The sequence below is a fragment of the Streptomyces sp. NPDC001070 genome (genome assembly GCF_053598835.1).
Map to the genome: position 1 here is coordinate 95,005 of NZ_JBSFLB010000017.1, position 13,929 is coordinate 108,933.

The following is a 13,929-nucleotide window of genomic DNA, read 5'->3' on the forward strand; positions in this document are numbered from 1 at the left end:
TCGTCAGGCGGTGAGGGGGTTGGGCACGGTGACGTACACGGACTGGGTGTCGACGGGGCCGACCAGCTCGTCCATGCCGTGCAGACGGGTGAGGAGGTTGGCCTTGCAGCGCAGGACGGGCGCGTCGAGCAGCCGCGCGGGCAGGCCGGACCGGCCGGTGCGGGCGGCCCGCTCCAGGAAGCCGCGCAGGGCGGCGAGCAGCACCCGTTCGTCGGCGAGGCGCTGGGAGCCGAGGGCGCCGACGAGGCCGAGGACGTTGTTGATGCCGAGGTAGTACGCGAAGCGCTCGTCCGCGACGGCGTCCGCGACGAAGGTGTCGCTCTTCTCGCCGGCACCCGGGAGCAGGGCGCTGAGGCCGGCCCGTGCGGATTCGCGGAAGTAGTAGCCCTGGTTGTCGCGGTAGCGGCCGCCGGCCGGCCAGCCGTCGCCGTCGAGGACGACCAGGGTGTTCTGCTGGTGGGCCTCCAGGGCGATGCCCGCCTCGCCGTCGAGCCACAGCACCGGCCGGACCACGGCGTCCAGGTAGCGCAGGAACCACTCGGTGGCCACGGCCGCCACGGGCCGTCCGGTGCGGGTCGCGAGCCCCGCCAGCAGTTCCGCGAGCCGGGAGCGCAGGCCGCCGCGGCCGTCCGGCGCGGGGCGCGGGGCCGTGATCCCGGCGACGCAGCGCACCTCGTCGCCCGGGCCGAAGGGGTTGTGCCGCAGGACGACGTCGAGCCCGGTCACGGGTGCGCCGGCGGCGGTGTCGACGGCCAGCCAGGCGGGGTCGCGGACGATGTCGAACGCCGGGTGGACGGCGTGCCAGCGTTCGGCGAGGCCGGCGCGGAGCAGCCGGTGCACCTCGACGCCCCGGTGGAGTTCCTTGCGGAGGTTCTCCCGGCGGGAGTTGGTGATCCGCAGGGCCAGCGAGAGCTTGAGCATCGCGGGGGCGCCGGGCCGGTACACGGTCCGCAGCGAGGACGTGGGGTGCCAGGGGCCGCCCACGGCGCCGAGGTCGTGGAGCAGCCCGGCCTCAAGCAGTTCGCGTACGCCGGGGCGGTGTGCGATGTCGCGGGCCTGCCAGGGGTGCAGGGGCAGCGGGACGGTGCCCGCGGGGAGCCGCCGGGCGAGCTCCGGTCCGGCGAGGTTCGCCAGCAGGCGCTCGGCGGGGACGGGACGGCCGCGCTCGGTCCAGGCGGAGTCGGAGGCCAGCAGCGACCGGTGCACGGACAACCAGCTCAGGGTGAACGCCCCGCGCCGCTCCGGCGCGTACACCGCGGCCTCGGACTCGGTGAGCCCCTCCCGGCCCTTGGGGGCGGGGTGGAACGGGTGGCCGAGGACGAGTGCCTGCTCGGCGTCGAGAAAGGGGTGGGTGCCGTGCGGGGCGACGGGCCGGGCGCGTTGTTCGGCGAGGAACGCGGCCGTGTGGCGTACGGAGTCGGCGACCCTCGCGACCAGGTCCGGGCCGTCCTGTCCGGCCGTGGCGGCCTCCCGCGCGAGCAGCGCGGCGAGGGTGACGGCGTCCAGCGGGGTGCCTCCGGCGGCGGGCCGTGGCGCCCCGAAGCGGTGGTGGCCGACGGCGGACCAGTGGCGGACCGGGACGAGGAGTTCCGCGCCGCTCGCTGGCAGCGGGACCCGCAGGGTGCCGTCGGGTTCCCTCGGCAGCCCCGTCTCGCGGACCCAGCAGCGCAGCAGGGCCTCCGTGCCGGCCGCGTCGGCGGCCGCCCAGGGATCCGCCTGCTCCAGCCGGTCGGCCTCGGCCTGCGGGGCGGCCCGCTCCAGCGGTCCGGCGGGGCCCGGCAGGTGGGCCGCCGCGGCGCGTCGTGCCTGGGGCGGGACGGCCGCGGTGGCTTCGTCGCCGGGACGTACGGTCATCGCTTCGCTCCGTGAATGATCGGCGCCCGGTGGGCTCCGGCCCGGGTGCGGGCCGGCGGGCGCGGGGTCACATCCGGCCGGCCGTCGCCGCCGCGAGGGCGTCGGCGAGGCGGTCCAGGACGGCTTCTGACTGTTCTTCGGTGATGGTGAGCGGGGGCAGCAGCCGGATCACGCTGCTGTCGCGGCCGCCGAGTTCGACGATGAGCCCGCGGTCGAGGGCCGCGGCTCGGACGGCGGCGGCCAGGCGCGGCGCCGTGGGCAGGACGCCGCGGAGGCCGGGGGCCGCGTCCGGGTCGACGAGTTCGATGCCGAGCATGAGGCCCCGGCCGCGGACGTCGCCGATGCAGGGGTGCCCGGCGGCGAGGGTCCGCAGGTGGGCGAGCATGCGGGCGCCCAGCAGAGCGGCGCGCCCCGCGAGGCCGTTGCGCCGTACATAGGTGAGGGTGGCCGCGCCCGCGGCCATGGCGAGCTGGTTGCCGCGGAAGGTGCCGGCGTGGGCGCCGGGCCGCCAGGAGTCGAGTTCCTCGCGGTAGACGATGACGGCGAGCGGGAGGCTGCCGCCGATCGCCTTGGACATCACCATCACGTCCGGGACGACGCCGCTGTGCTCGACGGCCCAGAAGGCCCCGGTGCGCCCCACGCCGGTCTGCACCTCGTCGGCGATGAGCGGGACGCCGCGCGCCGCGGTGATGTCACGCATGCGCCGCAGCCAGGTGTCGGGGGCGGGGATGACGCCGCCTTCGCCCTGGACGGGTTCGAGGAGCATGCCCGCGGGCGGCTGGATGCCGCCCTTGGGATCGTCGAGCAGGCTCTCCGTCAGCCGCGCGGACAGCTCGGCGCCTTGCTCCCCGCCCACCCCGAACGGGCAGCGGTAGTCGTACGGGTACGGCAGCCGCGTGACCCGCGCGTCGGCGGTACCGCCGGCCGCCCCGCGCACGGCGGTGTCGCCGGTGGCGGCGAGGGCGGCTGCGGTCATGCCGTGGTAGCCGCCGGAGAAGGCGAGCAGTCCGCCGCGCCCGGTGGCGGTGCGGACGAGTTTGACGGCGGCCTCGACCGCGTCGGTGCCGGCCGGGCCGCAGAACTGGACCCGTCCGCGGTCGGCGAGCTCGCGCGGCAGGGTCTCGAAGAGGGCCGTGGTGAAAGCGTCCTTGACAGGGGTGGCGAGGTCGAGCACGTGGAGCGGGGCGCCGGAGTCGAGGACGGCGCGGATGGCCTCCAGGACGACGGGGTGGTTGTGCCCGAGAGCGAGGGTGCCGGCGCCGGAGAGGCAGTCGAGGTAGCGGCGGCCGTCGGCGCCCTCGATGGTCATGCCTCGGGCGCGCACCGGGACGACGGGCAGGGAGCGGGCGTACGTCCTGGCCGCGGACTCGCGCATCGACTGCCGCCGGAGGATGCCCTCGGTGTCGTCGAACCCGCCTTCGTGCGCCGCCGGTCGGCTCACCGCGCTCGGCATGGCGGCCACGTGCTCCCTCCTCGGTGTCGGCGCTTGCGTCCCCGGAGCTACCAACGACGGCACGCGCACACCGGCAACTGCCTGCGCCGAAGATCCTGCGACGGAACCGCGGGCGCGGCCTCCGCCGTCCCTCCACGAGAGGGCACAGTGGGGGGTTGCCCTTCAGCGGGCAGCCGAGCAGCCGACATGTCCACAACAGGGGGATCACAACCCATGGCATCGATAAGCCGGTTGGCCGCGGTCGCCGTCACCGCGGCACTGCTCGCCGTGACGGCGACGGCCTGCGGCCCGTCCGACGACAACGCCGACGCCAAGACCGGCCCGTCGCCCACCGCGACGTCCGCCGACGGCGGCCTCCAACTGCCGACCGACCTTCCCACCGGCATCGACGACCTGCAGAAGTGGGCCGACGCGCTGAAGGACGGCGGCTGGAAGGACTGGGACAAGGACAAGTGGCTGCGCGACGCGGCCGACTTCATCAACCCCATCATCAAGGACCTCTGGGACGCGGACCGGCTCCGCAACGCCGACGGGACGCCGGACGACGAGCAGACCCCCGACCTCCGGCAGGCGGACGACGGCACCACCGACCCGGAGCCGGCCCCGATCCGGGCGCAGCCCCTGGCGACCCCGTTCCACAGCGCCTCCCCGGCGACGGGCAAGCTGCTCTTCGACATGCCCGACGGCCAGGCGGTCTGCTCGGCGACCGTGGTCAGCGATCCGGCGAACCCGGGCCGGAGCAACCTGGTGTGGACGGCCGGGCACTGCGTGCACGCGGGCGCCCAGGGCGGCTGGTACCGCAACATCGTCTTCGTGCCCTCCTTCAACGACGCGGGGCTGAGCGGCGCCGCGCTGCAGAACGCCGGCAAGGAGCAGCTCGCCCCGTACGGCACGTGGTGGGCGAGGAAGGCGGGAACCTCGCAGCAGTGGATCGACGGGGGCGGGGAGTCCTCGGAGACCAGCTCCGCCTACCCCTACGACTTCGCGGTGCTGAAGGTGACCAACCCGGACTCCGCCACGTCCCTGGAGGAGACGGTCGGGGCCTCGGTGCCCGTCTGGTTCGACGCGCCCACCTCGGCCGACATCGACTCCATGGACATCCGCGGCTACCCCGCGGCGGCCCCCTTCGACGGCTTCGGCTACCGGCAGTACCACTGCTCCGGCGACCCGGTCCGGCTCGCGCTGGACGCGGGCGCGCCCACCATGCACTGGCTCGGCTGCACCATGACGGCCGGCTCCTCCGGCGGCGGCTGGTTCGCCCGTGGTCCGGGCGGGAAGCCGGCCCTGGTCAGCAACACCTCCATCGGGCCGCAGGACAGCCCCCGCTGGCTGGCGGGACCGCATCTGGGGTCCGAGGCGAAGGCGGTCTTCGACGCCGTCCGCGGCTAGCGCGGGCGCACGGCATGAGGAGGGCCCGCCCCCGGTCGGGGGCGGGCCCTCCTCATGCCCTGTACAGGCGTGCGTGCGGGCCTACCGGCGCGCCGCGAGCGTGTAGGGCTCCAGGTCGGCCGCCAGCTCGTCGTGCACCCGCGCCTTGAGCAGGGTGCCCTCGCCGGTGTGCTCCTCGGAGAGCACCTCGCCGTCCGCGTGGACGCGGGCGACGAGCGCGCCGTGGGTGTACGGCACCAGGGCCTCGATCTCGACTGCGGGCCGCGGCAGCTCGTCGTCGATCATGGCCAGCAGCTCGGCGATGCCCCGCCCGGTGCGGGCGGAGACGGCGATCGAGTGCTTCTCGCGGCGCAGCAGGGACTGCAGCACCACGGGGTCGGCGGCGTCCGCCTTGTTGACCACCACGATCTCGGGCACGTCCAGCGCGCCGACGTCGCGGAAGACCTCGCGCACGGCGGCGAGCTGCTCGTCCGGGTTGGGGTGCGAGCCGTCCACCACGTGCAGGATGAGGTCGGCCTCGGCGACCTCCTCCATGGTGGAGCGGAACGCCTCGACCAGGTGGTGCGGAAGGTGCCGGACGAATCCGACAGTGTCCGCGAGGGTGTAGAGCCGGCCGCTGGGGGTCTCCGCCCGGCGCACGGTCGGGTCCAGGGTGGCGAACAGCGCGTTCTCCACCAGGACGCCCGCTCCGGTGAGCCGGTTGAGCAGCGAGGACTTGCCGGCGTTGGTGTAGCCGGCGATCGCGACCGAGGGGACCTTGTGGCGCTTGCGCTCCTGGCGCTTCAGATCGCGGCTGGTCTTCATCTCCGCGATCTCCCGGCGCATCTTGGCCATCTTCTCGCGGATGCGCCGCCGGTCGGTCTCGATCTTGGTCTCACCGGGACCACGGGTGGCCATTCCGCCGCCCGAGGATCCGGCGCCACCGCCACCCATCTGCCGGGAGAGCGACTGACCCCAGCCGCGCAGCCGCGGCAGCATGTACTGCATCTGCGCGAGCGAGACCTGTGCCTTGCCCTCTCGGCTCTTGGCGTGCTGGGCGAAGATGTCGAGGATCAGCGCCGTGCGGTCGACGACCTTGACCTTGACGACGTCCTCGAGGTGGATGAGCTGGCCGGGGCTGAGCTCACCGTCGCAGACCACGGTGTCGGCACCGCTCTCCATGACGATGTCGCGCAGCTCCTGGGCCTTGCCGGAGCCGATGTAGGTGGCCGGGTCCGGCTTGTCACGGCGCTGGATGACGCCGTCCAGGACGAGGGCGCCGGCGGTCTCGGCGAGGGCGGCGAGCTCCGCGAGGGAGTTCTCGGCGTCCTGCACCGTGCCGTCCGTCCACACCCCGACGAGCACGACCCGCTCCAGGCGGAGCTGGCGGTACTCGACCTCGGTGATGTCCTCGAGCTCGGTGGAGAGGCCCGCGACGCGGCGCAGCGACGCTCGCTCGGAGCGGTCGAACTGGTCGCCGTCACGCTCTCCGTCGATCTCGTGACTCCAGGCGACGTCCTCTTCCATCAGGGCGTCGGCCCGAAGGCTCTCGGGGAGGCGCTGGCGGCTGCGGGCAGAAGAAGAGGAGGAAGAGGAGGTCATTGGATCCTTTGCTCGGATGATCGACGGGAACGGGGGGCACCTGGCCCCGCGTACGGGAGAACGCCGCGCGGGCCCGGAGGATTCCCCCGGTCCGGGCGCGCCGTCGTCGCCGTAGGTAGATGGTCGCACGCCCGTCGCCGCCCGGTCACGCGACTTTCCCCGCCTTCCGCTGGTGCGCGTGGCCTTGCACCGGTTTGGCGGGCACGGACCGCTTCCAGTCGGGGTGGCCGGGCATCGGGGGCGTGGTCGGCCCGTAGAGCCAGGCGCGCAGGAAGCCGCCGAGGTCGCGGCCGGCGGTCTCGGAGGCGAGGGCGATGAAGTCCCGGGTGGAGGCGACGCCGTCGCGGTGGCGGGCGACCCAGGCGCGCTCCAGCCGCTGGAAGGCGTCGGCGCCCATCTCCTGGCGCAGCGCGTACAGGACGAGCGCACCGCCGAAGTAGACGTTGCCGCGGAAGATGCCGAGCTTGCCGTCGGTGCCGGGCACCTTGGGGGCGGCGGCCGGGCCGCCGTCGCGGCGCATCCGTGTGTCGGCGCCGTAGGCGGCCTTGGCGAGCCCCTCGAGGGTGAGCTCGTGGTACTGCTCGACGGCGTAGCGCCACTGGTACCAGGTGGCGTGGCCCTCGTTGAGCCACAGGTCGGACCAGGTCGCGGGCGAGACGCTGTCGCCGAACCACTGGTGGGCGAGCTCGTGCACCATGACAGGGCCCGCGTCGGACTCCTTGGCCAGCAGCACCCGGCGTTCGAAGAGCGACAGGGTCTGGGTCTCCAGCTCGAAGCCGGTGACGGTGTCGGCGCTGAGGATGCCGTACGTCTCGAAGGGGAACGGGCCGACCTGCTCCTCCATCCATGCGATCTGGCCGGAGGTCATCGCCAGGCGCTGCTCCAGCTTGGCCCGGTCGGGGTCGGCGGCCGGGACGACGTCGCGCAGCGGGAGGCCCCCGGGGCCGGTGCGTGTGAGGATCGCGGAGCGGCCGATGGAGACCTGGGCGAGCTCGGTGGCCATCACATGGACGGTGCGGTAGTTCCACGTCGTCACGGGGCCCCGGCGGACGGCGGTCTCGGGCAGGCCGTTGGCGACGACCGTGAGGTCGCCGGGCGCGGTCACGTGGAAGGCGAAGCGCGCCTTGTCCGAGGGGTGGTCGTTGCAGGGGAAGACCGTGTGCGCGACGTCCGCCTGGTTGGCCATGGCCAGGCCGTCCTTGGTGCGGATCCAGCCGGTGTCGCCCTTGGGCGCGGGGTCGCTGGTGTGGACGACGGTCACCCGGAGGCGCTCGCCGCGGGGAACGGGGACGGCGGGGGTGACGACCAGTTCCTCGCGCCAGGTGGTGAACGCCGCCCTGCGCCCGTTGACCTCGACGGAGCGCACGTCGCCGCGGGCGAAGTCGAGGTGGAAGCGGCTCAGGGTCTCCGTGGCGAGGGCGTCGATCCGGGTCACGGCGTCGAGGGGCCGGTCGTTGCCGCGGTACGTGAACGAGATGTCGTAGTCGTAGACGTCGTACCCCGGGTTGCCGAGGTCGGGAAAGAGCCTGTCACCGAGCCCCGCGGGCGTCGTGTCGCCGGGCAGTCCGGCCGCGGTGAGCGCCACCACGGCGGCAGCGGTCACGGCGGCGCGGCGCGCAAGGGATCCGATCATGGGATACCGCTATCAGCGCACCGTGCCCGCCCCACGGCGGCGCGTCAGCACCCCACCCGATCGGGTACTCCTCTACGGCTGCGCGGCGGCCACGGCCTCCTGGGCGCGGTATACGTCGTACACGCCGGGGACGGCGCGCATCGCGCGCATGAGGGCGGGCAGCGCTCCCGGGTCGGGCAGTTCGACGGTGTACGTGTGGCGTACGCGGTGCTCCTGCGGCGGCTCCACGGCGGCGTAGACGATGGCGACGCCTTCGGTGGCGATCACATCGGTGAGGTCGGCGAGCAGCCGGGGCCGGCCCAGCGCCTCGGCGTACAGGGTCGCCCGGTGCCCGGTCACGGGGGCGTCGGAACGCCACCGGACGGCGACCCGGGCGCGGCCCGAGCCGGCCATGCGGGCGGCTACGGGGCATTCGCTGCGGTGCACGGCGACGGTGCCGCCGCGGATGGGGAAGCCGGTGATCCCGTCCGGTGGCACGGGGGTGCAGCAGCGGGCCATGCGGACGGCCGCGCCGGGCGGGTCGGTGTCGGCGAGCGGCTCGGCGGCCCTGCGGGCGGTCGTCGCGGCGGCGCGGACCGCCGGGACGGCCGGCTCGTCCTCGGCGGCGGGGACCGGATGGGCCTCCAGCCAGCGGGCGATGGCGATGCGCGCGGCCGGGGTGCGGGCGTGCTCCAGCCACTCGGGCGAGGGCCCGTACCCGTCGCCGTCGCCGGCTTCGGTCATCAGCAGTTGCACGGTGTCGCCGTCCTTGAGGACCGTGCCGAGCGGGGCGAGCCGCCCGTTGACCCGGACGCCGACGCAGGCGTGGGCGCCCTCGCCGTGCAGTGCGTACGCGGCGTCGGTGCAGGTGGCGCCGCCGGGCAGGCCCACGGTGCCGCCGTCGGCGGAGAAGACTGTGATCTCGCGGTCCTGGGCGAGCTCGTCGCGCAGCGTGCTCCAGAAGAAGTCCGGGTCGGGGGCGTCGCGCTGCCAGTCGAGCAGCCGGGCGAGCCAGCCGGGCCGGGTGGGGTCGGCGCGCTCGCCCTCCTCGGAGTCCGGGGCGTCGCCGGTGGCGTACGGGTTGCCGAGCGCGATGACCCCCGCCTCGGCGACGTGGTGCATCTGCCGGGTGCGGATGAGGATTTCGGCGACGCGGCCGTCGCCGTCGCGGATGGCGGTGTGCAGCGACTGGTAGAGGTTGAACTTGGGCGCCGCGATGAAGTCCTTGAACTCCGCGATGACGGGGGTGAAGCAGGTGTGCAGCTCGCCGAGGACGGCGTAGCAGTCGGCGTCCTCGGCGACCTGGATGAGCACCCGTCCGAAGTCGCTGCCGCCGGGCTGCGCGCCACCGCGCTTGAGCCGGACCCGGTGCACGGAGACCACGTGCCGGGGCCGTACCTCGACCTCGGAGCTGATGCCGGCCTCGCGGAGCACCTTGCGGACGTCCTCGGTGACGGCGGCCAGCGGGTCCGGCACGGCCGCGTGCTCCAGGATCAGCTCGGTGGTGCGGAGGTAGTCCTCGGGGTGGAGGATGGCGAAGACCAGGTCCTCCAGTTCGGTCTTCAGCGCCTGGACGCCAAGGCGTTCGGCGAGCGGGATCAGCACGTCCCGGGTGACCTTGGCGATGCGGGCCTGTTTCTCGGGGCGCATGACGCCGAGGGTGCGCATGTTGTGCAGCCGGTCGGCGAGCTTGATCGACATGACGCGGACGTCGTTGCCGGTGGCGACCAGCATTTTGCGGAAGGTCTCGGGCTCGGCGGCGGCGCCGTAGTCCACCTTCTCCAGCTTGGTGACGCCGTCGACGAGGAAGCGCACCTCCTCGCCGAACTCCTCCCGTACCTGATCGAGGGTCACATCGGTGTCCTCGACGGTGTCGTGGAGCAGCGAGGCGGTCAACGTCGTGGTCTCGGCTCCGAGTTCGGCCAGGATGAGGGTCACCGCGAGCGGGTGCGTGATGTACGGCTCGCCGCTCTTGCGCATCTGGCCGCGGTGCGAGGACTCGGCGAGCACGTATGCCTGGCGCAGGATGGCGAGGTCCGCGCCGGGATGTCGGGTGCGGTGCACCTTGGCGATGTGCTCGATGGCGTCCGGCAGCCGGCCGGCGCGGCCGCCGGGGCCCAGCAGGGCCGCGCGTCCCAGCCGGCGCAGGTCCGCGGCCCGTGGAATGCGCCTGCGTCCTGCGGCGCCCGGGGCGGTCTCCACTGCGTTGTCCGGTCTCATGCGGCACCTCCGGCAGCGTCACCCACCGGCGGGATGGCCTCCGTGCCGGTGCTTGATGCTACCGAGCCCATCACGAGCCGCTGCCACGCTCTCGCCGAGCGTGATCGGCATCACCCGTTCGAGCGAATACCGGGCCTGCGCGGCGGGTATCCTCAGCCGCGCGCGTCGAGCCAGGCCGGGTCGAGGACCCCGGAGGCGACGATGACGGCGGGGCCGGTCATCTCGACGGTGCCGTCGGGGTGTTCGGTGATCACGAGGGTGCCGCCGGGCAGGTCCACCCGGTACGTCTCGGGGGCGCCGGTCACGGCCGGGTCGCGGCCGTCGCGCCGAGCGGCGGCGACCATGACGGCGCAGGCCCCGGTGCCGCAGGACCGGGTCTCGCCGGAGCCGCGCTCGTGGACCCGCATGGCGACGTGCCGGTCGCCTCGGTCGACGACGAACTCCACGTTCACACCGTCAGGGTAGGCCGCGGCGGGCGTCCAGACGGGCGGGTCCTGCAGCTCGCCGGCGTCCGCGAGGTCGCCGACGAAGGCGACCGCGTGCGGGTTGCCCATGTTCACGTTGCGGGCCGGCCAGCGGTGGTCGCCGACGGCCACCTCGACCTCTCCCGCGGGAAGCGCCGCGCGGCCCATGTCGACGGTGACGTCGCCGTCCTTGGCGATGTGCACCCTGCGCACGCCCGCGCGGGTCGCCACGGCCAGGTCACCGGCCCCGGTCAGCCCGGCGCGCTCCAGGTAGTGGGCGAAGACCCGTACGCCGTTGCCGCACATCTCCGCGACGCTGCCGTCGCTGTTGCGGTAGTCCATGAACCACTCGGCCTCGGCGGCCATGGCGGCGGCCTCCGGGTGCTTGGCCGACCGCACGACCCGCAGCATCCCGTCGCCGCCGATCCCGGCGCGGCGGTCGCACAGGCGCGCCACCGTCTCCGCGGTCAGGTCGAGGGCCCCGTCGTGGTCGGGGATGATCACGAAGTCGTTCTCCGTGCCGTGCCCCTTGAGGAAGGGCAGGCCCTGCGGTGCTGCGGTGGTCATGCGCCGAGTCTACGGGTCAGCGCAGGCGGGCGACCCGCCAGAAGGCGAGCAGCGCCAGCACCACGGTGATCGCCGCGTACAGCGCGACGAAGCGCCAGTCGGGGCGGCGGCCGGAGCCGCGGGCGGGCAGTCCCGGCCATGTGTAGCCGACCCGGCGGGCGGCGATGATACCCCAGCCGGCGGAGCAGCAGCCCAGCAGGAAGCCGAGCATGGCGACGACCGCGCCGCCGTCGCCGGCCTCGAAGGCCAGCGGGAAGGCGAACATGAGCGAGCCCAGGACGCCGAGGGCGACGATCGGGGCGATCTGCCACGCGCGCAGTCGGCGCTCCGGCCGCAGTTCGCGGAAGGACTGCTCCTCCTCTGCGAGCGTCTGCGGGTCCAGCGGGTCCTCCAGTGGCCCGTCGACCACGAGCTGGTCGCGCGACTCGAGGTCTTCGCCGGGGGTGCGCTCGGTGTGTTCCGGCTGCGGTCCGTTGCGAGGGCCGGCTTCCATCGCCACGCGCCCTCCCAAGAAGTCCGACACCGTAGCTCTGATGCTCGATGATGGCACGGTCGAAGTGGCGTCAAGTGCCGCTGGAGCGTCCCGATGCCATCACGTGATCAGGCTGTGACCGCCCGACCGGGCGGGGCCCAGCAGGGCGAGCGCCTGGGTGACCAGTTCCTGTCCGCGCCCCGCCAGCCAGTGCACCCGGCGGTCGCGGCGGAACCACGAGTCCTGCCGGCGCGCGAAGCGTTTGGTGGCGCGTACGGTCTCGGCGCGCGCCTCCGCGTCGCTGCACTCCCCGGCCAGTGCGGACAGCACCTGCTGGTAGCCGAGCGCCCGTGAGGCCGTGCGCCCCTCGCGCAGGCCGACGGATTCGAGCACGGCCACCTCGCCGACCAGTCCCGCCTCCCACATGCGGTCGACCCGCAGCGTGATCCGTTCGTCCAGCTCGGGGCGGGGGACGTCGACGCCGATCTGGACGGTGTCGTACACGGATTCGCCGGACCGCGCGTCGGGCAGGTTCGCCGTGAAGGGGCGGCCGGTGATCTCCACGACCTCCAGCGCGCGGACGATCCGCCGGCCGTTGCTGGGCAGGATCGCGCGGGCCGCCTCCGGGTCCACGGCGGCCAGGCGGGCGTGCAGCGGTCCGGAGCCGAGGGTGTCCAGTTCGGCCTCCAGCCTGGCGCGGACGTCCGGGTCGGTGCCGGGGAACTCCAGGGCGTCGATGGCGGCGCGCACGTAGAGCCCCGAGCCGCCGACGAGGACGGGGGTGCGTCCGGCGGCCAGCAGCCGGTCGATCTCGGCGCGGGCCAGCCGCTGGTACTCGGCGACGCTGGCGGCCTGCGTGACGTCCCATATGTCGAGCAGGTGGTGCGGCACGCCCTCCCGCTCCTCGGCCGTGAGCTTGGCGGTGCCGATGTCCATGCCGCGGTAGAGCTGCATGGAATCGGCGTTGACCACCTCGCCGTCGAAGGCGTGGGCAAGGGCGACACCGAGGTCGGACTTGCCGGCCGCGGTGGGGCCGACGACGGCGATCACGTGGGGGGCGTCGTTCTTCACGTGCACAGTTTCGCAAATCCTGGCGGCGCGGATTTACCGGTGGACGAGTAAGATCTTTACGGGAAAAGGGTCATTTCCGGCAAAGGTATCCATGGGAGACGGTGACGCATGAGCCTCAAGGACACGCTGAAGGCCAAGGCCGAACACGCCAAGGCCAGGGCCGGCGCCAAGGCCGGGGACTTCATGGAGCACCACGGCGAGGCGATCGGGTCCCGGCTGGACAAGGTCGCGCGCACGGTCGACGAGAAGACCAAGCACAAGTACAGCGGGAAGATCCACAAGGGTGTGGACAAGACCAAGGGCGCCATGGAGCACCTGAAGGAGAGCGGCACCAAGGAAACGCCTTGAGGCCGAATTGATCGCCGGCGCCCGGGGCGGGCAGCAGCCCGCGCCCGACTTCCGGCGGGGGCCGCACACCCGGGCGGGCGGTCGCGCCCGCGCCCGACGCAGATGTCGTACCGCCGGTTCGCCACGGGCCTGATCGCGCGCGGATGCGTGACGGGACCGACAAGCGCCGGGCAGGCCCTGCTAGGACCAGGCCGCCACGAAGTAGCCGACGCCGTAGGGCGCCTCGTCGTACAGCAGCTGCCCGCCGAGCCCGGCGTCGGCCGCCGCGCCGGCCAGCACCTGCCAGGGGGCGCGTCCCGCCGCCCCCAGCTCTGCCGCGAGGGCTGTGTCCAGCGCCGCCAGCGCCGCGGTGTCCGCGGCGCCCAGGGCCCGCGCGACGGAGGCGTCGAAGGGCTCCGCGCGCTCGTCGAGGTAGCCCGGCGCCTTGACCGTACGGCATGTGCTGCCGTCGCCCATGACCAGCAGCGCCACCCGGTCGGCCAGCTCCGCCAGGCCCCGGCCGAGCTCCAGCATCCGCGCCGCGGGCGCGTGCACGGGCACGGCACAGGCGTGCAGGGACGCCGCGGACCGCGCCTCCTCCAGGAGCCAGGCAGCGACGGTGAGCGAGGGCGCCAGGGGCTCGGGGTCGCTGCCGTCGCCCAGCCGCACGGTCAGGTTCACGCCGTACGGGCGCAGCGAGCCCGTGCCGCCGCCCTCCCAGACGTGCGCGGACTCCCCCGCGCCCACCACGACCAGCAGATCGGGGCGGGCGGCGGCGAGCACAGCCAGCGCGTCCGCGCAGGCGGCGCGCAGCGGGTCCAGTTCCGGCGCCGCGCCCGAGGCGATGTCGGGCACGAGCAGCGGCGGACCAGGGCAGACGGCAGCGGCGACCAGCATGATCGGAACCCTACCGTCCGCC

The 13,929-nt window shown here is 74.0% G+C and carries 11 protein-coding genes; 2 read left to right on the forward strand and 9 right to left on the reverse strand.

Going from position 1 to position 13,929, the window contains the following annotated elements:
* Positions 1–3: 3 nt before the first annotated feature.
* The gene (locus ACWDAS_RS21745; protein WP_450393258.1) at positions 4–1,854 is read right to left on the reverse strand and encodes an IucA/IucC family protein; all 1,851 of its coding nucleotides are present in this window, start codon (positions 1,852–1,854) and stop codon (positions 4–6) included.
* Between the two features lie 67 nt (positions 1,855–1,921).
* Positions 1,922–3,307 (reverse strand): diaminobutyrate--2-oxoglutarate transaminase family protein, encoded by a 1,386-nt coding sequence (locus ACWDAS_RS21750; protein ID WP_450393415.1) that lies wholly within the window; start codon positions 3,305–3,307, stop codon positions 1,922–1,924.
* Positions 3,308–3,520: 213 nt separating this feature from the next.
* Here ACWDAS_RS21750 and ACWDAS_RS21755 point away from each other — a divergent pair, with 213 nt between their 5' ends.
* Positions 3,521–4,696, forward strand: a complete 1,176-nt coding sequence (locus ACWDAS_RS21755; protein WP_450393260.1) for a trypsin-like serine peptidase — start codon at positions 3,521–3,523, stop codon at positions 4,694–4,696.
* An 81-nt stretch (positions 4,697–4,777) separates the two neighbouring features.
* Here the strand turns inward: ACWDAS_RS21755 and hflX are convergent, their stop codons facing one another.
* The 6 genes from hflX to miaA all read right to left on the reverse strand — a co-directional run bounded on the left by hflX (position 4,778) and on the right by miaA (position 12,683).
* The gene (gene hflX / locus ACWDAS_RS21760) at positions 4,778–6,277 is read right to left on the reverse strand and encodes a GTPase HflX (RefSeq protein ID WP_450393262.1); all 1,500 of its coding nucleotides are present in this window, start codon (positions 6,275–6,277) and stop codon (positions 4,778–4,780) included.
* A 145-nt stretch (positions 6,278–6,422) separates the two neighbouring features.
* Positions 6,423–7,910, reverse strand: coding sequence for a M1 family metallopeptidase (locus tag ACWDAS_RS21765; protein WP_450393264.1), 1,488 nt, complete (start codon positions 7,908–7,910; stop codon positions 6,423–6,425).
* A 72-nt stretch (positions 7,911–7,982) separates the two neighbouring features.
* Positions 7,983–10,109 carry a RelA/SpoT family protein gene (locus ACWDAS_RS21770; RefSeq protein WP_450393266.1) on the reverse strand — a complete coding sequence of 709 codons (2,127 nt, stop codon included), beginning with the start codon at positions 10,107–10,109 and terminating at the stop codon, positions 7,983–7,985.
* Positions 10,110–10,261: 152 nt separating this feature from the next.
* On the reverse strand, positions 10,262–11,140 hold the full coding sequence (gene dapF, locus ACWDAS_RS21775) for a diaminopimelate epimerase (RefSeq protein ID WP_450393268.1): 879 nt from the start codon (positions 11,138–11,140) through the stop codon (positions 10,262–10,264).
* Between the two features lie 16 nt (positions 11,141–11,156).
* Entirely contained in the window at positions 11,157–11,633 is a 477-nt protein-coding gene (locus ACWDAS_RS21780) for a hypothetical protein (protein WP_450393418.1), read from the reverse strand.
* A gap of 99 nt (positions 11,634–11,732) precedes the next feature.
* Complete coding sequence (gene miaA / locus ACWDAS_RS21785) at positions 11,733–12,683, reverse strand: tRNA (adenosine(37)-N6)-dimethylallyltransferase MiaA (protein WP_450393271.1); 951 nt, start codon at positions 12,681–12,683, stop codon at positions 11,733–11,735.
* 108 nt (positions 12,684–12,791) lie between these two features.
* Here miaA and ACWDAS_RS21790 point away from each other — a divergent pair, with 108 nt between their 5' ends.
* Positions 12,792–13,031, forward strand: a complete 240-nt coding sequence (locus ACWDAS_RS21790; RefSeq protein WP_450393273.1) for an antitoxin — start codon at positions 12,792–12,794, stop codon at positions 13,029–13,031.
* Positions 13,032–13,211: 180 nt separating this feature from the next.
* Here the strand turns inward: ACWDAS_RS21790 and ACWDAS_RS21795 are convergent, their stop codons facing one another.
* Positions 13,212–13,907 carry a hypothetical protein gene (locus tag ACWDAS_RS21795; protein ID WP_450393275.1) on the reverse strand — a complete coding sequence of 232 codons (696 nt, stop codon included), beginning with the start codon at positions 13,905–13,907 and terminating at the stop codon, positions 13,212–13,214.
* Between the last annotated feature and the right edge of the window lie 22 nt (positions 13,908–13,929).